The sequence below is a fragment of the Pelagicoccus sp. SDUM812002 genome (assembly GCF_031127835.1).
In the GTDB taxonomy this organism is placed as follows: Bacteria; Verrucomicrobiota; Verrucomicrobiia; order Opitutales; family Opitutaceae; genus Pelagicoccus.
This window is the reverse complement of sequence record NZ_JARXHX010000001.1, coordinates 352,303-373,879: the sequence shown is the minus strand read 5'-3', so window position 1 is coordinate 373,879 and position 21,577 is coordinate 352,303. Positions and strand designations below refer to the sequence as shown.

At 50.7% G+C, this 21,577-nt stretch carries 20 protein-coding genes and 3 pseudogenes; 11 read left to right on the top strand and 12 right to left on the bottom strand.

What is annotated here, in order from left to right; genetic code table 11:
- Positions 1-29: 29 nt before the first annotated feature.
- The 3 genes from mobF to QEH53_RS01480 all read left to right on the top strand — a co-directional run bounded on the left by mobF (position 30) and on the right by QEH53_RS01480 (position 4,826).
- The gene (gene mobF / locus QEH53_RS01490) at positions 30-2,813 is read left to right on the top strand and encodes a MobF family relaxase (protein ID WP_309021342.1); all 2,784 of its coding nucleotides are present in this window, start codon (positions 30-32) and stop codon (positions 2,811-2,813) included.
- Positions 2,810-3,187 (top strand): hypothetical protein, encoded by a 378-nt coding sequence (locus QEH53_RS01485; protein ID WP_309021341.1) that lies wholly within the window; start codon positions 2,810-2,812, stop codon positions 3,185-3,187. The genes mobF and QEH53_RS01485 overlap by 4 nt, the downstream gene beginning before the upstream one ends.
- 121 nt (positions 3,188-3,308) lie before the next feature.
- A complete protein-coding gene (locus QEH53_RS01480) occupies positions 3,309-4,826 on the top strand; it encodes a type IV secretion system DNA-binding domain-containing protein (RefSeq protein WP_309021340.1) in 1,518 nt (505 codons plus the stop codon).
- Between the two features lie 850 nt (positions 4,827-5,676).
- Here the strand turns inward: QEH53_RS01480 and QEH53_RS24360 are convergent.
- From QEH53_RS24360 to QEH53_RS24355, 5 genes are all read right to left on the bottom strand, one after another.
- On the bottom strand, positions 5,677-5,886 hold the full coding sequence (locus tag QEH53_RS24360; RefSeq protein WP_369426413.1) for a helix-turn-helix domain-containing protein: 210 nt from the start codon (positions 5,884-5,886) through the stop codon (positions 5,677-5,679).
- Between the two features lie 203 nt (positions 5,887-6,089).
- Complete coding sequence (locus QEH53_RS01475; protein WP_309021339.1) at positions 6,090-6,725, bottom strand: tetratricopeptide repeat protein; 636 nt, start codon at positions 6,723-6,725, stop codon at positions 6,090-6,092.
- Entirely contained in the window at positions 6,719-7,162 is a 444-nt protein-coding gene (locus QEH53_RS01470) for a tetratricopeptide repeat protein (RefSeq protein ID WP_309021338.1), read from the bottom strand. The genes QEH53_RS01475 and QEH53_RS01470 overlap by 7 nt, the downstream gene beginning before the upstream one ends.
- Before the next feature lie 509 nt (positions 7,163-7,671).
- Positions 7,672-8,013: a VCBS repeat-containing protein gene (locus QEH53_RS01465; protein ID WP_309021337.1), complete on the bottom strand. Its 342-nt coding sequence runs from the start codon at positions 8,011-8,013 to the stop codon at positions 7,672-7,674.
- 166 nt (positions 8,014-8,179) lie between these two features.
- Positions 8,180-8,392 carry an FG-GAP repeat domain-containing protein gene (locus QEH53_RS24355; protein WP_369426400.1) on the bottom strand — a complete coding sequence of 71 codons (213 nt, stop codon included), beginning with the start codon at positions 8,390-8,392 and terminating at the stop codon, positions 8,180-8,182.
- Between the two features lie 403 nt (positions 8,393-8,795).
- On the opposite strand from QEH53_RS24355, the gene kduI reads away from it, so the two are divergent.
- The 3 genes and pseudogenes from kduI to QEH53_RS01445 all read left to right on the top strand — a co-directional run bounded on the left by kduI (position 8,796) and on the right by QEH53_RS01445 (position 11,002).
- A complete protein-coding gene (gene kduI / locus QEH53_RS01455) occupies positions 8,796-9,623 on the top strand; it encodes a 5-dehydro-4-deoxy-D-glucuronate isomerase (protein WP_309021335.1) in 828 nt (275 codons plus the stop codon).
- Between the two features lie 69 nt (positions 9,624-9,692).
- A pseudogene (locus QEH53_RS01450) lies at positions 9,693-10,116 on the top strand (SDR family oxidoreductase); the annotation flags it as partial.
- 40 nt (positions 10,117-10,156) lie between these two features.
- On the top strand, positions 10,157-11,002 hold the full coding sequence (locus tag QEH53_RS01445; protein ID WP_309021334.1) for a DUF4861 family protein: 846 nt from the start codon (positions 10,157-10,159) through the stop codon (positions 11,000-11,002).
- Positions 11,003-11,071: 69 nt separating this feature from the next.
- On the opposite strand, the gene QEH53_RS01440 is transcribed toward QEH53_RS01445, so the two are convergent.
- Together QEH53_RS01440 and QEH53_RS01435 are read right to left on the bottom strand one after the other, a co-directional pair.
- Positions 11,072-11,377: a hypothetical protein gene (locus QEH53_RS01440; protein WP_309021333.1), complete on the bottom strand. Its 306-nt coding sequence runs from the start codon at positions 11,375-11,377 to the stop codon at positions 11,072-11,074.
- Positions 11,378-11,481: 104 nt separating this feature from the next.
- A pseudogene (locus QEH53_RS01435) lies at positions 11,482-12,132 on the bottom strand (BNR repeat-containing protein); the annotation flags it as partial.
- 317 nt (positions 12,133-12,449) lie between these two features.
- On the opposite strand from QEH53_RS01435, the gene QEH53_RS01430 reads away from it, so the two are divergent.
- Both QEH53_RS01430 and QEH53_RS24350 read left to right on the top strand, forming a co-directional pair.
- Positions 12,450-12,971, top strand: a complete 522-nt coding sequence (locus tag QEH53_RS01430; RefSeq protein WP_309021775.1) for an IS5 family transposase — start codon at positions 12,450-12,452, stop codon at positions 12,969-12,971.
- A 6-nt stretch (positions 12,972-12,977) separates the two neighbouring features.
- A complete protein-coding gene (locus tag QEH53_RS24350) occupies positions 12,978-13,196 on the top strand; it encodes a transposase (protein WP_369426412.1) in 219 nt (72 codons plus the stop codon).
- 125 nt (positions 13,197-13,321) lie between these two features.
- Here QEH53_RS24350 and QEH53_RS01425 read toward each other — a convergent pair whose 3' ends face one another.
- The 3 genes from QEH53_RS01425 to QEH53_RS01415 form a co-directional block, all read right to left on the bottom strand.
- Complete coding sequence (locus QEH53_RS01425; protein ID WP_309021332.1) at positions 13,322-13,684, bottom strand: hypothetical protein; 363 nt, start codon at positions 13,682-13,684, stop codon at positions 13,322-13,324.
- 404 nt (positions 13,685-14,088) lie between these two features.
- A complete protein-coding gene (locus tag QEH53_RS01420; RefSeq protein ID WP_309021331.1) occupies positions 14,089-14,583 on the bottom strand; it encodes a glycoside hydrolase family 88 protein in 495 nt (164 codons plus the stop codon).
- Positions 14,584-14,863: 280 nt separating this feature from the next.
- Positions 14,864-15,301: a DUF4372 domain-containing protein gene (locus QEH53_RS01415; RefSeq protein ID WP_309021330.1), complete on the bottom strand. Its 438-nt coding sequence runs from the start codon at positions 15,299-15,301 to the stop codon at positions 14,864-14,866.
- 222 nt (positions 15,302-15,523) lie between these two features.
- Here QEH53_RS01415 and QEH53_RS24135 point away from each other — a divergent pair.
- A pseudogene (locus QEH53_RS24135) lies at positions 15,524-16,379 on the top strand (glycoside hydrolase family 43 protein).
- 65 nt (positions 16,380-16,444) lie between these two features.
- Here QEH53_RS24135 and QEH53_RS01410 read toward each other — a convergent pair.
- Both QEH53_RS01410 and QEH53_RS01405 read right to left on the bottom strand, forming a co-directional pair.
- Positions 16,445-17,056 carry a response regulator transcription factor gene (locus tag QEH53_RS01410; protein WP_309021329.1) on the bottom strand — a complete coding sequence of 204 codons (612 nt, stop codon included), beginning with the start codon at positions 17,054-17,056 and terminating at the stop codon, positions 16,445-16,447.
- 134 nt (positions 17,057-17,190) lie between these two features.
- Positions 17,191-19,128, bottom strand: coding sequence for a sensor histidine kinase (locus tag QEH53_RS01405; protein WP_309021328.1), 1,938 nt, complete (start codon positions 19,126-19,128; stop codon positions 17,191-17,193).
- Positions 19,129-19,623: 495 nt separating this feature from the next.
- Between QEH53_RS01405 and QEH53_RS24345 the strand changes: the two genes are divergently transcribed.
- Together QEH53_RS24345 and QEH53_RS01400 are read left to right on the top strand one after the other, a co-directional pair.
- Positions 19,624-19,770 carry a transposase gene (locus QEH53_RS24345; protein ID WP_369426399.1) on the top strand — a complete coding sequence of 49 codons (147 nt, stop codon included), beginning with the start codon at positions 19,624-19,626 and terminating at the stop codon, positions 19,768-19,770.
- Positions 19,771-19,782: 12 nt separating this feature from the next.
- Complete coding sequence (locus QEH53_RS01400; RefSeq protein ID WP_309021327.1) at positions 19,783-20,229, top strand: transposase; 447 nt, start codon at positions 19,783-19,785, stop codon at positions 20,227-20,229.
- Positions 20,230-21,577 lie beyond the last annotated feature (1,348 nt).

Here is a 21,577-nt window from a genome sequence, read left to right as displayed (position 1 = left end):
GGATACACCGATCAGAAGGAACGAATGCGATGATAAGTCCCAAGGCCCAGTACAACCTCAGGAATGCCCAGCGATACTTTCGCGAGCACTTGCAGGTGGGCGATTACTACGCCCAGGAGAATGCGGTTCAGGGTGAGTGGTTCGGACTGGGGGCCGAACGTCTCGACCTGAATGGACCGGTGCAGGAGAAGGATTTCCTAGCCCTTTGCGAAGGACTGAACCCCGCGAATGGCGAGCGGTTGACCTTGCGGAAGAACACGACGCGTCTGTCGTGCGGCAAGGAAACCGCGAACCGGCGTATCTTCTACGACTTTACGATTAGCCCTCCGAAGAGCGTGTCGATCGTAGCGCTATACCAAGACGAACGCATCGTGAGAATCCATGACGAAGCGATCCGAAAATCGATGCACGAAATGGAGAAATTTGCGATGACGAGAGTTCGCAAGGGAGGCGTTTCCGATGATCGTGAAACCGGCAATGTGGTGGGCGCATACTTTCGGCATGATACGAGTCGGGCTCTCGATCCGCATTTGCATACGCACTGCATCGTGATGAACGCGACCTTCGACCCTTTCGAAAAACGTTGGAAAGCGCTGCAGAATTACCAGATGCTAAAGGCTCAGAAGTTCGTTGAAAATCTGTACTACCACGAGCTGTCGAAAGGCCTACGCAAGCTTGGCTACGCAATCGAGAACAATGCTCGCGACTTCGAAATCCGAGGGGTTTCGCGTTCATTGATTGAAACGTTTTCGAAACGGAACCGGCAGATAGACGAAGCGGTTGCGGAGCATATTTCCAAAGGAAAATTCGTGGGAAACGTGAAGGAGCTGCGAGCTCAGATAGCACATGAGAAACGGGATCGGAAGATGAGGGGAGCGAGCGCGGAAAAGCTTTCGGCAATGTGGGATGAGCAAATGATCGATCGGGAACGGGCCATACTTTCGAATGGAATTTCCGGTAGTTTTTCGGCGAATACGAAGCCTGATATCACTGCCGTGGTCGACTGGGCGGACGAGCATATGTTCGAGCGGAAGTCTGTGGTGGAGGATTACCAGCTTAAGGCGGCGGCTCTGGTGCGAGGACGCGGCGAACGTTTTTCGCTCGAAGAATTGGAAGCGGAAATCGTTCGTCGCGAATACCTCAAGAACGATAAGGGATACAAGATTACGACCCGGCTGACGTTGGGCCGCGAGTTGGAGCTCGTACATGCGGCGTGGAACGGGAAGGGAATCTGCGAGCCGTTTTGCGAGACTTACGAGCCCTCGATTCCAACGGTAACTGAGGAGCAAAAGTTGGCGATCGAAAGGATCCTTACGAGTAGGGATCGAGTGGTTCTGTTCCGAGGCGGTGCGGGTACGGGAAAGAGTTTCGCGTTGAAGGAAGTGGAACGTGGTCTCAAACGTGCGGGCTTTGATGCGACTGTTTTGGCTCCGCAAAGACAGCAGGTAATCGATCTGGAAAAGGACGGTTTCAAGGCACAGACCGTCGCTAGCTTCCTGACGAAATGCGAGTTGCCAGAGCGGGCGGTAGTGGTCGTGGACGAGGCTGGGCAGATAGGAGGCAAGCAGATGTCGGAGTTGTTTCGGGCAGCTGAAAAGGCCGACGCTCGGATCATCCTTTCCGGCGATACGCGGCAGCATGGAGCGGTGGAGGCGTCCGATGCCTTGCGAGCAATCGAACTGCACTCGGGACTCGAGGCAGCCGAACTGGAGGAGATCCGGCGCCAGGATCCGGATGGAGGAAAGGACGAGGTTGAGCGTGAGTTCATTCGAGACTATCGCGGCGCCGTGAAGGCCGCGTCGGCAGAACAAATCTACGAGTCCTTCGAACGCTTGGACGCTCTTGGTTGCGTGGAGGAATACGCGGAAGCCGTTCGCAAGGAGGTCTTGGCGAGCGATTACCTAGCTGCGAAACTTGCCGGGGAAAACGTCTTGGTGGTGGCCCAGACTTGGGACGAAATCAATGCTGTGAACAGAGCGGTTCGCAGAAATCTCAAGGCGAGCGGAATGCTGGGAAAGGACTCGCGCTTGGAGTTCTACCAGAGCCGCGACCTCGGCGAGGCTCAGAAACGCGACGCGCGTTTCTATCGAAAGGACGACCACGTTTGCTTTGTCCGCAGTTATGGTCGTTTTCGCAAAGGAGACTTTGCGAAGGTTCGCGGAGCTGGCTGCGATGGCTTGAAATTGGACATCGACGGCAAGGTGACGACCGTCGCATTCAAGCAGGCCAAGCGCTTTATGGTGGTGGAAAGCAAGGAGATGGAACTGGCTCGGGGAGACCGCCTGCAGATGAAGTTCAACGACCGTTCCTTGGACGGGAAGCCGGTTGTGAACGGCGAGCTGGTTACGGTGTCGCGGATATGGGAGAACGGAAACATCTCGGTTCGCGACGACAAGGGAATCCGCAAGACGCTGTCGCCCAACCAACGTTTGGCGAATCTCGGCTACGCGGTCACTTCCTACGCCTCGCAAGGCAAGACGGTGGATACGGTTCTTTTTAGCGATTCGCGGAGCAAGGCGGCGACGAACCGGAACCAGTGGTACGTATCCATTTCCCGGGCGCGCAAACGCATCAAGATCTATACTTCGGACAAGGACGCCTTGAGCGAGAACCTGTTGCGCTCAGGCGACCGGCAGTTGGCGCTGGACATTGCGGGGAGTTCCGCGGAAGGCGGTAGTGGAAACGTGCGTGGTAAAGTGGAGAAGCCCCGTCGTTTGGTTCGGTGGACCTTGAGCATGGCGAGGAAAATGATGGCTGCTGCCAGGTGGAAGGGACTTTTGCCTAGAGGTCCGCGACTCAAAAGATATAGATGAGAAAATTGAATAGCTTAACTTCCGCTGATGGGACCGGAGAAGAGTCGGGCAAACGCTCGGGAGTCATTTGCGCGTCGGTTCGAGAGGGAGCTCCGACGCTGATAATCGAGGATGCGAGCGGGAGGCGTTGGATCATGCCGTGGGTTCACCTCCTCCATGCTGTTTACGAAAGCGAGAGGGGACTGGATAGGATCGAACTGTCCTATGCGTCCCATACAGTAACGCTCGAAGGCGTACGCTTGGGGGGCTTGGTGGAGCGCATTGCGAAGTTTGGGGTGGAGTGGGTACGCCGATACGATAAACGCTACCTGCTCTCCTGTCCGAAGGACATGCCGTTTATAGAGAGGATCGAGGTCGCCGATAAAAACGAATGACGATCCTAAAACTTCATATTATGGTGTGTATAGTCATCTGCTATTTGCCTGTTCCTGAGCTTTGCGCAATTGTTTGATCGGACGGCCGTCGGAATCCGGTCGCCTGGATGACTCTTGTACGATGCCTTGGGGAAATTTGATACTGAGCCTATTGTGCGCTTCGGCTTGCTACGCTTTGCTTTGGAGCTCGCAGGCGACCTTGTCCGTATCGGCTGTCGCCTTCGGGGCGCTTTCGGTTTGGCAGTACGGGTGCGAATGTTACCGGCTATCTGGGGAAGGCGGATTCTCGGGTAATCCGGTCGTGTTTCGGTTCGGGCGTTTCCGCTGGCGAGAGTCCGAAGCGTGCCGGCATTGGTTCGTAACGGGTGAGACGGGAACCGGAAAGACCTTCTTCTTTCGACGGGTTATCTGGCAGCTTTGCGAAAACGTTCCGAATTGGGGAGGGCTCGTGCTCGACGAGAAGGGTGTGTTCGTGGAAATACTACAGGGGATATTTCGGAATCATCCGAAAAGGAGCGAAGCGGACTTAGTCGTGCTTGAGCTGCGGTCCGAACGTCACGGCGAAGATTGGAAACCGAAGGTTACCTTCAACTTTCTCGACGTTCCGGGAATTCCGTATTCGAATCATGCCAAGACGATCGTCGATGTCGCGAGCGCATTACTCAAGAAGGGCGGAGAGAATCCGTTCTTTCCGCAGCAGGCGACGATCCATATCGAGTGGGGCTTCAAGTGCCTCGAGGCCATCGAGGAACCCGTTACGCTGAAGAATTGCCACGACCTTCTGACATCGGATGCCTTGCTGCCGAAGGTGATGGAAATCCTCGCCTCGCTTGGGACGGCTGAAGCGAAGCTGGTTCGCAGCCATTTCGAGGACAATTACTTGGGGCTGAACGAAGAGACCTTCAAGGGAGTTCAATCTACGATTGCTGGATACCTCAGCTACTTTACCGGCCCGGAAGTGGCAGAAGTGTTTTGCCCCGAGGAACCTTCGACTTTCAAGTTTTCGGATTTGGACGATGGAAAGGTCGTTACCGTTTCGATCCCACAGAAATTTTCGGTCGAACGGAAGTACATCTATACGCTTTTAAAGCTTAGCCTCTATAACCATGGCTTGCAGCGATTCGACAAGACTGCGGCGGCAAGGAAGAAGGACAACTTGTTGGTCGGTCTTTTCGACGAGTTCCAGAAGACCGCGACGGCGAGCGAAGCGGGTATCAGCGATTACAATACAGCGGATACCTTGCGGGAGGCGAGGGTGATGATCATGGCGGGGACGCAGTCTACGCAGAGCTTGATTCCACCGATGGGAAGCCGGGACAAGGCGCAAGTCTTCATTGCGAACATGGCGAACAAGGTTGTTTTTAAAGCAGCCGACGAGGAGAGCGCGAAGACTGCTGCCGATGGAATCGGAAAGCGCGAAGTGTGGCGAAAGTCGTACGGTGTTTCCGGCGGCAAGAAATCGTATAACAAGCAACGAGAAGACCGCTATATCATCCAGCCATACGAGTTTCGGAAACTGCGGAAATTCGAGTGCGTCGTCCAGCATTGCGAGCAAGGCTGGCAGAAGGTGACGCTTCCGCCGATAGGCCTCGATGGAGAAGTGTGCGATTGGTGGAGCAAGGCGAAGCGAACAAGGTGATAGTCGGGCGTGTATCTTATAATATTATACGCTATGTCTTCTTTGAGTCTTTTTTTGGAGCTCCTGGTTTCGAATCCAACGTGATCCCAATCTTTCTGCAGAATGCTCTGATCGTCTTTGGTGTCGGCATTTCGTTGACGCCAACTTCTTGTTCGAAGTGCTTAACGAATTCGCGGATCGGGTACCTATGTTTGGGGTATTCCCAAATGTATAATAAAATATGGAATTGCCACCAATGCCGAGGATCGTGGTCCCAATTGCCGTTGGTTTCGTACTCCTCCGTTTTGAGGAAGTCTAGAGTATCTGCAAGTTCTCGAAGAAAGTCGCTTCTATTTGTTCTAATTGCCTCGCTGAGCGAGTGCAGTGTTAGCTGTTTCAGGCGTACACTGATCGGAGTAGCAGATCCGTGACTTCTTTTCCATTCTCTTACAAGAAGGTAGGGTCCGATTGAGGTCCGACCTGCCTTATGTTTTTCGAGAAGCATAATCAACTTTCGAAGGCTAAGTCCTCCGAATGTGATAGTGAGGCTTCGAGAAATTTCCAACGGAGAAATACGACCGGATTCAATTAGGCTTTCAATGCTTGACGGACCTTTGGGAGAAGATGCAAGTGGATTTTTTGAACTAGTGTTTAGTTTGGTGTGATTGGTAATAGGATACGAATCCGCGTTGCATGTGGCTTGGCGTATTACATGTCTTATGCTTGCTGAATGGTTCCAGAGTTCTATGAATTCTTTGAAAGCTGCTTCACTTTCACTTTTCATCGAAATGGCGACAAACTCATCAAGGGAAAGAAGTGAGGTGAGTTTGCTATCGGAAACAGCTTCTGAACCTTCACATCGCATAGATTGTCAGTAGTTGGGAATTGGATTCTGATCTTGGACTAGTCTAACTAATTCCGTAGGCTCGATTTTCATTGCCGAGGAAAGCAACCAAATCGAATTCAAGCTTGGTTGTTCGATTCCTCGTTCGCAGAATGAGATAAAATTAGTTGAGAGACCCGATAGCTCTGAAAGCTTGTTTTGTGTAAGCCCCATCTTCGAACGAAGGTCACGCAGCACTTGGCCGAATGTCTTTTGGAGAGGTTCTGCGGGACTTGAGCTCACACATCATAATAACAGTTTCTGTGAATGGATGTAACACATCATAGTGTGTGTTAGGACTGGATTTATTCTGCTTACATGCTGATACTCTCGTCGGTTAGCATGAACTGCCCGTTTCAGACGTTACCATGGTGAGATGCCGAATGCTGCTTGGTAGGCCTTTAAACTTGCGATAGATGAACCTCCGAAAGGGATGTCTGAGCTAGACAACGTCGGGCTAGGTCCAGAGCGTTTGGCTCGTTGTCTTCTTTAATCCAATGGATCGCGAGCATGTAGAGAACGAGAGGATCTTCTGGAACGATCTCCAGAGCTTTTTGAAGAGAGGCATTTGCTTCGTCGTTTTCGCCACGCTGGAATTGGATTAGTGTGCATTCAAACAGTCTAAGAATCTCGGCAGGCCGGAGAGAAGCTACCTTACGGAACGCTTCCAGTGCCTCGTTTAGCTGTCCGCTTGCCTTGAGCCTCTTTCCGTTTAGAGAATGAAGAGTAGGCGAATTGGGGCATTTGCGGAGCCCTTCTTCGAATAGACGGGTTGCTTCGGCTTGTGACTGGCTAAACTCGATGAGCTGTACCCAGCCATCGCCGTAGCTCGGATTGAGATCGACTGACTTGCGAATGGTGATTTTGGCGGATTCCAAATCTTGAAGATCTAGATACAGGAGACCGAGTTGAAAGTGAGCGTGGGCATGGGAAGGGTCTACTTTTATCGCTTTCTCTAAGAAGCGACGGGCTCTTGGCAGCTCTTGCTTTCGTCTTGCGGCTACAGCTTGTAGCCTGAGGGGAAATGGATTTAGCAATATTCACTAATCTGGTCGAGCCAGGGATCGGGCACTTCTATGTAGGAATCGGTGCTTTTGGCGCGGCTCCGAATAGCTCTCGATTTAGTCGTCTCCCCGAGGTGTTCGTAAATGGATACCAAAAGGTTTTCACCTATTCCCACTCGGATATTCAGCTCTGCGTCCTCCAAAAGTGCTTTCGCGTCTGTCCAACGGTCGGTGGCGATTGCGGCTTTTGCCAATCCTGCGATGGTGTAGGGGTTTTGTGGATCTTTTTTCTGAACCAAATTGTAAATGGGTACCGCTTTTGCAGCTTGGTTGGATCTTTTATAAGCGTCAGCTAAGTTGAGTTGGGCGGGCAGGTAGTTGGGGTCGATGTCTGAAGTGTGCTGCCAAAGCGCTATTGCTTGGTCCAATTGCCCATAGAGGCTGTATATGGAGACGAGTCGATTGCTCAAAAGCGCATTTTGTTCATCACAGCGGATTAAAATGCCATAAAGCGTGGCTGCCTCTTGGGAGTATCCATTTGCGTGATATAGGGTGGCTAGGTTACCGGAGTTAGTTTGCCAATTCTCCCTAGACTGTATTTTCGATTCTATGATTTAAATACGGTCACTGAGTTCTGGATACGCAATGTTTTCGGGGCGAGGTGGCAGTTCTGCTATAGCCTTTTCCCATGTCCGTGTTTTACGCACTTTCGGCAGATAGTCGATAGACCCTCCGATTGCGAGGGAGGCAAATAGGGCGCAACTAAGAATCAGTTTCGTTCGGCTAGTCAATGCTTCACCTGAGTCCAGAGCAATAGGCGGCTTATTCTGACGTTGTATGGAGGGTACGCATGGAATCCTCCAGTTGGGAGCGAGACTTGTCCACTGCTATCGAAGTCGTCAGGAACGACAGAAAGGAGCTTTATTGGTTCGTAGGCAAGGACGTTTGGGGTAAAGCGCAATTGACCATTGTTCTTGAATCAAACCATCGGTTGCGCATTTGGTTTGGTCCAATCATTGAAGGCACTCACTGCGATGACGTCAATGTGGCCGTCTCTGTCAAAATCGACTTCGATTGGCGAATACGCGCCGGCAAGGTTTTCAATGCGATGGAATTGAAATGAGTCTTTACCAGTATTTTCTAACCACTGCACCCCGTGCCATGGGCGCGGGCCGGAGATTCCGATGGGACCAAAGCCGTCACCTTTTGAAAAGAGCACATCTGGCATGCCGTCTTGGTTGAGGTCGCAAATGGAAAGGCCGCTTGCAGCGTAGTCTTCGTTGGTGGAGCTCCAAATGGAACGGCTGGCAAAGCTACCCACCCCTCGTTCTCAAAGTACCAAATTTGCTCCCAATCTTGAAAGACAATTGCTACGATGTATTGCTGTTTGTCGCTATTGAAGTCGGCGGCTCTCATGTTAGTCACAAGAGCGACGTTTTTGAGTATCCAGTGCGGCGTGAAGGTTTGTTGGCCATCGTTTTGGAGATTTATGGTGGAACCAATACGGTCGTTGTTGGGAAAGACCTGACCATGCTTGAAACGAGCAGGTCAATGTCTCCGTCGCTATCCATGTCGGTAGTTTCCACTCTTACAGGTGCTCGCATGTCCTCAGCAATCGTGAGTTCCCGGAAGTCTCCCGGAGCGACCTGTCGGAGCCAGTGGATTCGGCCCTCCTGAGCTTCGCACAGAAAAGCATCCATTTTGCCATCTTGGTCGAGATCTACGGAGTTTACATGTGCAATCCATGGATATCCATCGATAGGTACTCCAACCTTTTTCGGATTGGGAAGAAGGGCTAGGTGATCACCGCTTTGGGATGTGCTGCGGCAGGGGGAAGGGAGAGCGATTCAGCCTTGGCTGGTTTCTCGCAACTTTGAATGAGAATGCAGCAGCAATGGCGCGCATGGAAGAAATCTAAGTGTTCGAGTTGTTCGTTGCCGCATTTTTGGTTCAGGAGATAAGTTCTGTTGGGTACGGGCAAATAGATTTTCGGCTTGAGTAGTAGAATCCCCCAAATGGGGGGTAGGGAAGGGAGTGACATACTGGTTGTTTCACTTTTAGCCTAACGGTTTTAATCGATACCGCTAATCTTATAACTTTGCAATGAGCCTAAGATGCCTCCCTTTGATTTATGAGAGCAATACTAGGTCAACCGATGAACTTCGATCTCGATATTTGTTGGAAGACCTATTTCAAGAAGGGGAAATCAAAATCCAGTATTGCGACTTAGACCGAGTGATCGTGGGTGGCGCATTTCCGAAGGGCGAATGGCTTGGGTTGAAGCCAACCGGGGACATAAAGGCTGAATACTTCTGCGAGCGGCGTGAATTGGGTGTGATTAACCTAGGCGAACTCGGTGTAGTTACGGTAGATGGTCAAACTTACGAATTAGCTCCAAAGGAATGCCTTTATGTAGGGAGAGGCGCGAAGTCTATCACGTTTGACGGTCCGGCAGGAGGAGGGAGCTGTTTTTATTTTGTTAGTTATCCTGCGCACAGAGAGTATCCGACAAAGAGATTTGCGAAGGAAGATGCTAAGAGAATAGAGTTGGGGAGTAGCGCCACCGCGAATGAGCGCGTGATTTATCAATACATCCACGAAAGTGGTACCCAAAGCTGTCAACTTGTTTTAGGTTACACTGAGATCGCCCAAGGAAGTGTATGGAATACCATGCCACCGCACACACACGATAGGCGGAGCGAGGTGTATTTGTACTTGGACGTGCCAGGTGACCAGGCTGTCATGCATTTTATGGGACAACCGCAGTCTACCCGTCACCTGTGCGTTGGAGACAAGCAGGCGGTTCTTTCACCTGCTTGGAGTATTCACGCTGGATGTGGCACAGCCAACTATTCATTTGTTTGGGCGATGGGTGGAGAGAACCAACGATTCGACGACATGGATCCAGCGCCAATAGCTTCATTGAGATAGCCCATTAATGTTATGAAAGCATTTTCGCTCGAAGGAAAGAAGGCTCTGGTGACTGGTTGCGCACGCGGGATCGACGTGAACTTGAACGCCCAGTGGATATTGTCTCGAGAAATTGGTCAGCGGATGGTTGAGCGAGGAAGCGGAAAAATTGTATTCACAGCTTCGTTACTGACTTTTCAGAGGGGAATAACGGTACCCGGTTATGCCGCAAGCAAGGGTGCGATTGGACAGTTGACGAAGGCGTTGGCCAACGAATGGGCATTCAAAGGTGTGAATGTTAATGCAATCGCTCCCGGCTATGTTGCGACAGACAACACCGCGGACCTTAGAGACGATCCTCTTCGAAGTGAACTGATTCTGGCTCGTATCCCAGCTGGCAGGTGGGGCACCCCAGAGGACTTTAAGGGACCAACTGTATTTCTTGTCGAGTGCTGCCTTCGACTATGTTAGCGGAGAGATACTAGTTGTGGATGGCGGCTGGATGGGGCGCTGACGTATCGATGGCCTTTAGTTGTCAAAGTTGCATGGGGAATTTGAAAACAATAGTTTTTGCCGGCTTTTTCGCCGCTTGTTCGGTATCGCTCGGCGATACATCAGCCCAAACGGTGGGAGCCTATGTGGTGCCGCGTCGAGCTGATGATGTGGCGTGGGAAAACGACAAAATTGCTTTTCGAGTGTATGGCCCTGCATTAATGAACTCAGCGGAGGACAGCGGAGTCGATGTTTGGTGCAAGCGCATCGAGACACCAGTAGTCCTTAAGTGGTACGAAAAGGAATTCTCTAGAGAGGGAAGCTATCACGAGGATACGGGGGAAGGCTACGACCCCTACAAGGTCGGCGGTTCGAGAGGTTGTGGCGGTACTGGGATTTGGTACGAGGGCGATTTCTACACCAGTAACGTGTATCGTGCGGTCCGTATCGACGATTCTAGAGATGACATGGTGCTCATATCCTTGGATTATGAATACGACATCGCAGGCGAGAAGCTCTACGAGCAAAAGGAAATTTCCCTGAGAAAAGGCTCATACCTTTGCGGAGCTCGCTCCCACTTTTCCGGTTCGGAGAAAGTCTTGAGAGACATGAAGGTTTCGGTGGGCTTGGTGCCGCAAAGCACCAAGGCTACAGCTATGGCTGGTGGTGGCTGTCTTACGTTATGGGACGAGATCGACGGTTACTGGTTGGCTACCGGAGTGCAGCTCTTGGGCGGTTTTCGAGAGGGCTCCATTCAATTTCAGCAAGGGGCGACCCTACAAGGTGATTATCTAGCGACTATCGATCTGGAAGACAACACGCTCGACTTCGCGTTTGGATTCGCGTGGGAACGTCATAGTGATTTCACGTCTATTCAAGATTGGCACGAATACGTTTTCAACTGGTGATTCGGTAACTGCGCAGAAGTCGCTTGCGGGCAAAAAGTCTAAAGCGGAATGCTCGCAGACTTTAGTGCATTAGCTATTTGCGCTATTTAATTGTAGGGTGAGTACTTGGTAAGGAGTAGCGGGCACCTGGTCTCTGGTATCGTCATTGCCGTCGTCTTGGTGGACGGTTTGTATAGGAATGGAGATGTGGCCGCGTTGAAGCCAAAGCGCTGCATCGTATGAGGGCTCCCAGGCGTCGAGATTGTTGGGAAGAGGCTCCTTGAGCACCCATTCGTCACTTTCGAGCCTTTTGGTAGTTGCGAGAACTAAACGGTTTCTGCGGTTGTCATCACTAAAGACAAGGTGGGCGGCTCCTAAAGATTGGTAAAGAAGCACCGAACGCGAGAGTGGAGGGCGTTTAGTGTTGGTCCCAGAAAGATTGAAGGAAGACGTGCGTTGAGTGACTTGAGTCCGGTGCCACTCGTTGTCCTTGTAATAGATTATTTGATACTGAGGGATGTCAGAGTCGGGTGCGTTCCAGTAGTTGGCGATAGCGGGGTTCCCGTTTTCGTCTGCGGCAACGGTGGCGGGTTCATGAGATTGCTGTTTTGTGGTATCTCTAGAATGTACGGTGAATTAGCGAGATTAAAGGGCAGGGGTCGTTGATTGCCTGATATGTCTTCCCAAGTGAGTCCTCCGTCTTTGGAACGGGCGTAGCAGAGATCGTGATTTGTGGATACCTCCGGACTTTCGCGCCAGTTCCAGGCGAGGTGGAAATTTCCCGATGGATCGACGGTTGCATTAAAGTAGGCGCTTCGGTCCCCTTCGCCATCGATTAGGTTCTCTTGAATTAGAGACCACCTTTCGGTTTCTAAAACGTATCGCTTTAGCACACTGTTCCCCCGGCCTGAAGCTCCGTTGCGGTAGAGAAAGAGGAGGTCTCCGTCGGGCAGCGAGAAGAATTGAGGGTAGCTGACCAAATTTTCCATTGTGGCCGTCATTCCTCGTTTGGGGCCAAATTCAAGCATGCCAGGCTCCGTAGAGCGGATGTAGTTCAGAGGTGTGTTGTGATGTCCCCATGCGATGTGAAGAAATCCAGCGCCATCTATTCCGAATCTTGCAGTATTGTGTGCATCCTGTGTTCGAGTTTCGTACTTCGTCTTAACGAATAGTCAAGCGTTCGTGCCGACTTTTCGCTTAGCTACTGTCAGGTAGCTTTCTTGGTCATAGAATACGGCGTATTGGAATTCTCCGTGCGAATAGAGAGAATTATGTTGATCAGAGATCATGTTGATCGAGCTACCCGAATAGGCCGATGGATGTACATCGGTTGGCTAGGCCGCGTGGACAAATTGTTTATTAAATTTAAGATGTTGGCTTGCAACGCCATGCGAGTTTTTATGATGGTATTCGATGTCAGAATACAAAGCCGACGAGTTGCCCTCGGATATCCGCGAGGAGTTAAAAAATTAACAACGCTTACCGCGAAGAGGTAAGCGGCCGTCGGGGTCGCCCGAACCACAGCCTCGACCGTACCTTGAACGGAATTTGGTGGGTGCTGTGCACTGGAGCAATGTGGAATCAGGTGCCTGATCGCTTCGGTAAGCACAACAGCGTTTGGAGAAGTTTTCGACGCTGGTGCGAATGCGGGATGTGGGCATGGATTCTCGAACGCATCTCTGGTCGCTACCGCGACTATTCGATTTCGGTCATGCTCGATGCGTCGCATGTTAAGGCTCATAAGGACGCTTCGAAGCATCCTCTTTCCCTTGAAGATCAGAAACTTGGAAAGGCCAAGGGTGGATGCAACACGAAGATCTCCTCCGCTGTCAACGTGGTCGGATTGCCTTTGAGCATGAAGCTGGTTTGCGGGAACGAGCATGACAGTATCAGGGCAGTCGATACGATCCGAGGTCTTGTAGGTGGAAGTTTCCTGCTTGCCGACAAGGCTTACGATAGCGACGCGATCTGTTGCTATGTCGAGGACTGATGCGGCATCGCCGTTATTCCTCCGAGACGAAATCGGAAACGTAAAATTGAATATATCAAGGAGGTTGGAAAAACCAGGCATCGTGTTGAAAACTTCTTCGCTAAGATAAAACGGTACCGGAGAATCGGCACCCGCTACGACAAATTGGAGAAAACCTATATGGGATTCGTAAATATCGCTGCATTAGTGGATTGGGTTAAATTTGATTTTGTCCACGCGGCCTAGACAGTATTGACATTTGACTTTAGGCTGCAGGAGACTGCAATAATTGTGGATACAATAGGTACGATAGCCCTTGCGACAAACAGCCAATCTGATTGCTTTTGGTGTGTCCTGTTGCTGTCCGGATTCTAATCTGCCTTTTCAATTACTCCCACAACACGGGTTTTGTAGTCCTCATAATTGGTGTAGCGACCTTGGAGCCAAAGAGCGACTGTATCGAAATCGTGGTTGCGCGAGATGACCGGACGAATGTTGTCCTGGCTGGCGTCAAAGGTGAGTTGCAGAAAATTCCACGACACTTGGCTGCGGGTAGCGTGGAAGATTTGGTAGCGTCCAGTTAGGTTTGGCTGGCCTGATTGCGGATCGACCTCGCTGGATAGGTAGAGAGTATCCGTGTCCTGTGGGTCGATGGCGATGCCGCCAGCGTAGTGTTCTTCTCTGCTGTAGAGATGGGTACCTGCGAAAGCGACTTGGCTCTGGATCCAGCCCATTGACGAAGTGTCCAAATGGGCGATACGATAGCGCAGATCATTGTCGACTTCGTGATCGGTGGAGTTTATAAATGCGTTGAGGGGGGGAGTCGTTTTGATCGTATCAAGATCTCATATCCAAGCCCTTCCGGCTTCTGTTCCGGAGTAGATGAGGGTGGCCTCGGAGGGTAGGAGCGGCTGTGATATGACTGTTTCGAGCGAGCGTATGGGGGTCCATCGCTTTTATGGAAAATGTCGCCTTGGTAGTAAATGTGATAGACGTTGTTTTCGTGATCCCGGCGAGGGTGCGAGTCGGTGAAGATGATATCGATGCGGTAAGTGCCGTTGGTGGCGTAGGGGCTTTGAGCGGTCTTGGTAGAGTAGTAGTAAACTCGAGCACGGCCTTCTGAGTCGATAGAACCTGTCTAGATTCCGTCGCCATCGTAGAGTACGCGTTCGTCATTGAACCAAGTCCAGGCTCCGTCTCGGGAAAGTTCTTTGAGCTCAAAAGGGGACTTGAGGGCGAGGAAGTCCTCGTGCCCGAGGTCCATTTTGTAGAGTTCGCTGGCGGCTAGGAGAAAGGCACCGTTTGCGTAGTCGATGGATTCGGATGGTCGTTCGTGGGCTGGACCACCAACTACAAGCTGTGCGTAGCCCATTTTTCCGTCTTCGTCTACGCAGGATAGCAGGTCTTCCCAGGTGTCCAGCGGAGCAGGTAGATACGAGCGCTTGTCAAGAAATCCTCGGTTGATGCCACCTAGCAGGCCGTAGCAGTATAAGGACTTGATTCGGAGGTTCTGCTTGATCCATTTGAAGAAGAGCTCGGTCTGCCAACGCGCTTTTGTAGAGCTTTGCCACCATGACCGCTTCGAGCTCGAAGTTGTTGGTGAGGAAGATCCGCTTCTTTCCCGTTTCCGCATCCAAATACCTGATACGCCTCAAGTTCGAAATGTACAGGCTTTTGCTTTTCGATTCGTTGGGTCTGATGGTCAGGTCGGAACGCAGCCCGGTCCTCTTATCGACAGTTCTGGATTCCTTGACCTAGAAGCTCATGTTCGACTTCGCCCTTATCGCGAAGTAGGATCGGGCCGATTCGATACGGGTGAGACGTCCGAAGTCGAGATAGCCTCGATCCATCACCTAAAAGGCTCCTGTCTCGAACACGATCCAGTCCAGAGCGTTCACGTCGTGGATCTTCCCCTACGTGACCGCTATGAAGGCGGGCATAGGGCCTCTGAGATCGATCATGGCTTGGTTCTTCACGGCGGACTTGGCCCGCCGAAATCTCGCCCAAGGGAACAGCGACATGCACAGGTCGACGATAGAAGCGTCCAAGTCGTAAACCGCCTGGTCGATCTCCTCGATGTATCTTTCCTTCGAATGCAGTCGCCGCGCCTTTCGCATGAGGATGTCGGCAAGGTCGAAGAACATTCGCCAGTCTCGCCGCTCGTTGACGTAGGCGAGATTGCTTTTGGAAACCGATCCGCGGATTCCCATGGCGTAGAGCAGCTGCGATTGCGAGCGAAGGCACGCCTCGATGTCCCTGAGGCTCTCTCGATAAGTCAACTGAGCGAAGAGCATGCTTGACCCAGTGTCATGGGCTAAGTCGCCTGAACCTGTCTTCAAGAGCAGTTCCAAGACGATGCAGTTTGGTCCGGGGCACAATAGTTTTACAACGTCCTAAGATGGCGAAACTGATATCATGCTCGTAACTACGAGAATATTGAGGGAGACCCTTTGCGAAACCCTGACAGAGCGACTCGAGCCAGGGTCGTCGAGTGGAACGAAGATGGGACGCCAAACTAGGGGATTCCACCTGCGGACGACCAGCCGTACGTTCACAGTACGGCTGGTAATCCTATTATCGAAAAATCCTTTACTGCGGGTCCCGCCGCTCTGGTGCACGAAGGGCGTGTGTATTTGTATACTGGACACGACTAGTCCCCTGATAATTCATTCTACAAGATGCATGACTGGCTTTGCTTTTCATCGAATGACATGAAGGATTTGTGTGATGAGGGTTCGCCCTTGTCTGTTGCTGATTTTTTGTGGGCGAAAGCCGATGCCTGGGCAGCGCAAGTAATCGAGCGAGATGGAAAGTTCTTTTGGTAGGTGTCGGTTGAGCACGAAAAGGGCGGCAAGGCCTTGGGGGTTGCAGTTGCAGACAATCCAACAGGACCGTTCAAAGATGCCCGCGGGTCTGCTCTCGTAACTAATGAAATGACAAAGGAAACGGATATTTGGTGGGACGACATGACCCGACAGTCTGGATCGATGACGATGGACAGGCCTATTTGTTTTTGGGAAACAAACTTTGTTACTACGCGAAGCTCAAACATAACATGATTGAGTTTGAAGGACCGATACGGACAGTTGATATTCTGGACTTTACCGAAGCACCTTGGATCCACAAACGTGGTGAGACTTTTTACATTAGCTATGCCACGGGGTTCCCGAGAGGGTTGCTTACGCAACGAGCGATTCTATAAATAACCCTTGGACTTACCGCGGCCTGTTCTCAGAGATCGCGGGCAACAGCAATACGATACACCAAGCGATCATCGAATTCGAAGGAAAGTGGAACTTCTTCTATCATAGCGGCGGCGTACAGGCGAGTGGGGGAAGCTATCGACGTTCAGTGTGTATTGAAGAACTGATACACAATCCTGACGGGAGCTTGCCAAAGGTATCGCAATCGATAGAAGGACTGCATTGATGAATAATGGTGAAAGTTTTCGAAATGTCGATGTAGTCGAAATCTGAAACTTGATCTCTTGCCCTCTAGTCCAAGTGGACGATGCCATGTCTAACTGCTGCAATTGCCGCTTCCGTTCGGTCGCAAACATTCAATTTTTGGAAAAGGGTTTTGAGGTGGGACTTTGCGGTTTCATCTGAGATTGAAAGTCGAGAGGCTATTTCCTTGTTGCTACGGCCCATTATGAGCGCTTCGAGAACCTCTTTCTCTCTTTCCGTTAGCTGCTCGCGCTGCAAACTCTCTGCGAGACGTTTGGTGACTGATTTCGGAAGCGAAACGTTTCCTGCATAGGCACTTGTAATAGCGTTCGCAATGTCCTCTATCGGAGTATCCTTCAGTAAATACGAGGCCGCACCCGATCGAATGGCCAGATGAATGTCCTCGTCTAAATCGTAGGTTGATAGAACAATGACCTTTACATCTGGATCAACTTTACGGATGGCGAGAATCGCCTCGACTCCACCAATGCCGGGCATGCGTAGGTCCATAAGGACTACGTCGGGCTTTGTTTTAGAGTAGACCTCTATTGCTTCTTCACCATTTGCCGCTTCGGCGACAACCTGTATTTTCGATTGATGGTTGATCAGGGCGGCTAATCCAACCCTCATTGATGGATGGTCGTTCAGCAATGAGTACACGAATGATGTGTTCAGGTGTGTTTTGTGTCACGGGGTAGTTTGGGGTTTCTAAGGGAGATGCTGTGGTTCGCCTATCTCACGCTATTACTTTTGGGTAGAGCAGTGCTTTCGAAATCAATTTCAGAACGTTTATATCAGTCGCTGGCTTCAACCCAGATTGTGGTGCCTTTGCCAATCTGACTTTGAATGTTGAATTTACCTCCAAGAATTTCGATTCGCTCTTTTATTCCAACAAGGCCGAAGCTTTGTCTGGATTCCAGGGAGACATTTTCTGGGTCAAATCCAGTGCCATTGTCTGATACTCGCAATTCGATCCGCCGCCTGAAATAGGTGATTGAAATCTCGATGCGGGTTGGTTTTGCGTGCTTGCAAGCGTTCGCAAGTGCTTCTTGTCCAATTCTAAGTAAGTTATTTTCAACTACAGGATGAAGTCTTCGGCTGGTACCTTGAACGTTTGCGATTACTTCGACTTCAGATTCTTCCGTCAGTTGTTTTGATACTCGTTGAAGAGCTCCAGTAAGGTCGTGTTTTTCCAATACTTGGGATCGCATGTTCCAAATAGATTCCCGTGTATCTGACAACGCATTGCGAGCGAGCGAATGAGCTGTTTTCAGGTGCTGTTTCGCGATATCTCCCAGATTTTTGGAGTCTGTGCGAACAAGTTCGAGCTGAACCGATATCGCGCCAATATTTTGAGCTAGAGTATCGTGGATTTCGCGAGCAACACGATTGCGTTCATTGAGGATAGCGGAGAACTTACCTTCTGCTTGAGTTTGTTGTTGCTGCTGTTCACGAAGTCTCCTTCGAGACATGATGACAATAATCGCAATAGTAATGACGGCAAGGAACAGAATACTGGCAAGTGCATATGAGATCCTCTTGATTGTCCACCAAGGGGCCGCAATGAGTGTCTTGAGGTCATCTTGGGAACGTAGAAGGATGTGGAGCGATTCGGAAGACCAAAGCCCGTTTCGAGGTATTGGTTCACCTTCACCGACCGACGCAATTCCCGATACAGAGACAATGCTACCGACTTCCCAGCTTGTATGAATCTCCTGACCGGTCGCAATTTGTAATGAAGCGCTTACGGTAGTTCCGAGACCATTTAGGGTAAGTTCGATACTTTCGGGATAGTTTTGGAATTCAACTAGCTCAGCTTCAATTTGGACAAGGTCCGAATCGTGCCGTGTAATCATTGCGATGTCGTCTAGCTTGATGGGCTCGATTGGCGATTGTTCGTTGCGTTTTGAAAAAACTGCGTCTTTTAGGATTGGACTGTAGGTCCCAACTTCCGGAAATCCAAGCACGTCGACCAAGTCGCCAGGTTCGAGGGCATCATTTTGGGAGCTGTGTATTTGCATGCTGTGGGACTCGTCCCTGACCCAAAGCGCCTGTTCTTTGCGATGGTGTGTAACAACGCCTCTTATATGAACTCGGTGCCAGGGATGTCCTCCGCTTTGGTCGAAGGTAAACAATCTTGATACAGATCTAGGTATGCCGTCGAAGTCGGTTGTTCGAGGCGGTGTAATAATCTCAGGCAAAACCCCGTTCGTAGAGTGGAGTATTGGGCGAACGGCCTGCCTGTTGTCGTTGTGAAGGTAGAAAATTAGCCCCCTTAACTTGATCTTAGCGTCAATGTATAGGTGAGGCTCCAAGATTTCCTGTATTTCCGCTACAATCCATGAGTTTCCAACCGCTATTTTGATTACTGTGTGCGGGTGTGGTTCTAGTGTAATGGTGGGATCCGCATCTTCGTATGGATCCTCAGGTATTGGATCTGGCTGAAAATCTATGCTCCGGACGATTCCTGTTATTTCGACCCACTTGGCATCAAACTGTCCAGAGTGAAGGTCTTGTATCGACACCTTGATTGGGTTAGGAAGATCTGTTTGCCCGATCTTTCTGATTGCTGTCGCGGTACCGCAGGGAGCGTAATCACCGGGGGTTGTAAACCCCTCAACCTCGACGAGATCACCAGGCTCGAATACGATTGGAGGAGTGTCTTCGGTAAACAAGAAAATACTGTCAGTCTCATCGATAATTGCAAAGGAATGGAGCTGTTCCCTGGCCATAAAGCAGCCTCGAAGCTTGATCGGTATTTGCTGAGCAGCTTGATCAGGGGTGAGTGCTCGGATCTCAGCGGCTGTTGTGAGAAGGCTTAAATTTGATGTCTCTAGGGCGAAGATCGGACTGACAACTACGGTCGGTAGAAGTAAGAGGGTCTTGGCGAGTAAGTTAATAGGGAAGGGAAATCTCAATTGGATTTGGGATGGGGGTTATATTCAGCTTTTGTTGCAGCTTGTTTCAGGATCAATCTGATTTGAAAACGCAGCCTAGCACATGGTTCTTGAATATCAGATCACCCTAAATGGGTGAGGTAATTGTGTGATAACATCGGACGACACTGTTTAAGCCGCGTGGACAAATTATTTATTTTAGTTAAGATGTTGGCTTGCAACGCTATGTGAGTTTTTATGGTAGTATTCGATGTCAGAATACAAAGCCGATGAGATGCCCTCGGATATCCGCGAGGAGCTAAAAAAATTAACAACGCTTACCGCGAAGAGGTGAGCGGCCGTCGCGGCCGCCCGAACCACAGCCTCGACCGTACCTTGAACGGTATCTGGTGGGTGTTGTGCACTGGAGCGATGTGGAACCAGATGCCTGAACGCTTCGGCAAGCACAACAGCGTGCGGAGAAGTTTTCGACGCTAGTGCGAATGCGGGATGTGGACATGGATTCTCGAACGCATCTCTGGTCGCTACCACGACTATTCGATTTCGGTCATGCTCGATGCGTCGCATCTTAAGGCTCATCAGGACGCTTCGAAGCACCCTCTTTGCCTTGAAGACCAGAAGCTTGGAAAGACCAAGGGCGGTTGCAACACGAAGATCTCCGCCGCAGTGAACGTGGTCGGACTGCCCTTGAGCATGCGACTGGTTTGCGGAAACGAGCACGACAGTATTAGCGCTGTGGATACGATACGAGGACTTGTGGATGGAAGCTTCCTGCTTGCCGACAAGGCCTACGACAGCAACGCGATCCGTTGCTATGTCGAGGAATGCTGCGGCATCGCCGTAATACCTCCACGAGCGAACCGGAAACGTAAAATTGAATATATCAAGGAGGTTGGAAGAGCTAGGCATCGTGTTAAAACTTCTTCGCTAAGATAAAACGGTACCGGAGGTTCGGCACCCTCTACGACAAATTGGAGAAAACCTATATGGGATTCGTAAATATCGCTGCATTAGTGGATTGGGTTAAACTTGATTTTGTCCACGCTGCCTAATCTCGTCGCAATTGTTATGAGTTCGAAATCGCGGTTTGAGGCTTCTCCGAAGGATTCTGAAGCAGAGGAGCGGAGTCTTCTTGTATAAGTAGATTCATTACTCGGATCCAGTTTCGGCACATGTTTCTTGAAAGCAAAGTATTTTCGTAGGTTGGAGAGAATTCGGAAGCACACAACTTAGAGCAAAGCATACTTTAAACCCATATAGTCGTGATCGCGTTTGGACTAGATTGTTGCGGTCTCGCTGCCAATTGAAAAACAATCGACACTACAAACCAAGGGCCTCACGCAGATTGTCGTGAAGGGATTCTCCATCGAGATCTGTTCGGTTGCCTTAACATCTCAAGATAGTCACCTCGATCCGCCATATCGAAGAACTTGCCGCGAGCTCCGCGATACGGGCGATGTAGCACCATCATGAAGTTTCCATCGAAGGTATGGAACAGCATGCCGTAACTGGAGTCGCGTTTGACCAAGGGTGCGAGTTGAGTCAACGGCCATGCAAGGTACCCGACTTCGAACTGGCTATCGTTTGCATATAGGATCCTGACTCGTAACTCGACCAGAGCAAAAGAAGCTGGTCGTCTTTTGTCCGGTACAATTGAGGATCATCGGTCACATAGTGTGGTCATGAGTCGGATACATTGAATACATTGTTGAGCCAAGGGGCATCTGAAACCTTGAAGAGATGGATAGGATCGTCAATGGCTCGCGACAGGTCAGAGGAGAGCTTTACCGCCTCGATCGTACCGTCGATGCGTTACAGCCACTCGTGGGCGTATACCATCCATGGTTGACCGTACCTATCAACGTGAAGCGTACCGTCCAGCGTCATAATGTCCTTGAAAACGACGGGGCCGGTCTTGTCCAACATTTTGAAGGGTCCGTCCGGCGAACCCGAAACGGCTGTGATCGTACCACGTACATAAGGGTCACGCCAGGCATCTTCAGATATGCTTCACTATCGCGCAAGGTAACAAAAAGGTAGAACTTCCCCTCGTACTCATGTACTTTAGGTGCCCAGTTGCCCTGACGCGCAAACGAGTCCTCGGGCACTACGAAAACTACCTTTGGCAAAAGACCAACTTTTCAAATCCTTGGACAAGTATGCCATGGTGCACAGCCTTTCCTCACCCGTGAGGCGGGGAACCTTTCGCATGTACAAATATTAAGTCGCGAAGGCTCATGAGCTACAATGTAGGGGTCATGCAAGGGCATGTCCGGCAGTCTCA

Bases quoted from the DNA above. Each gene is read 5' to 3' on its own strand.
- kduI (WP_309021335.1), top strand. From the start codon at position 8,796: ATGAGCCTAAGATGCCTCCCTTTGATTTATGAGAGCAATACTAGGTCA.
- QEH53_RS01420 (WP_309021331.1), bottom strand. From the start codon at position 14,583: ATGCGGAAACGGGAAAGAAGCGGATCTTCCTCACCAACAACTTCGAGC.
- QEH53_RS24355 (WP_369426400.1), bottom strand. From the start codon at position 8,392: ATGGATGCTTTTCTGTGCGAAGCTCAGGAGGGCCGAATCCACTGGCTC.
- QEH53_RS01405 (WP_309021328.1), bottom strand. From the start codon at position 19,128: ATGGCCAGGGAACAGCTCCATTCCTTTGCAATTATCGATGAGACTGAC.
- QEH53_RS01425 (WP_309021332.1), bottom strand. From the start codon at position 13,684: ATGGGCTGGATCCAGAGCCAAGTCGCTTTCGCAGGTACCCATCTCTAC.
- mobF (WP_309021342.1), top strand. From the start codon at position 30: ATGATAAGTCCCAAGGCCCAGTACAACCTCAGGAATGCCCAGCGATAC.
- QEH53_RS01400 (WP_309021327.1), top strand. From the start codon at position 19,783: ATGTGGACATGGATTCTCGAACGCATCTCTGGTCGCTACCACGACTAT.
- QEH53_RS01485 (WP_309021341.1), top strand. From the start codon at position 2,810: ATGAGAAAATTGAATAGCTTAACTTCCGCTGATGGGACCGGAGAAGAG.
- QEH53_RS01480 (WP_309021340.1), top strand. From the start codon at position 3,309: ATGCCTTGGGGAAATTTGATACTGAGCCTATTGTGCGCTTCGGCTTGC.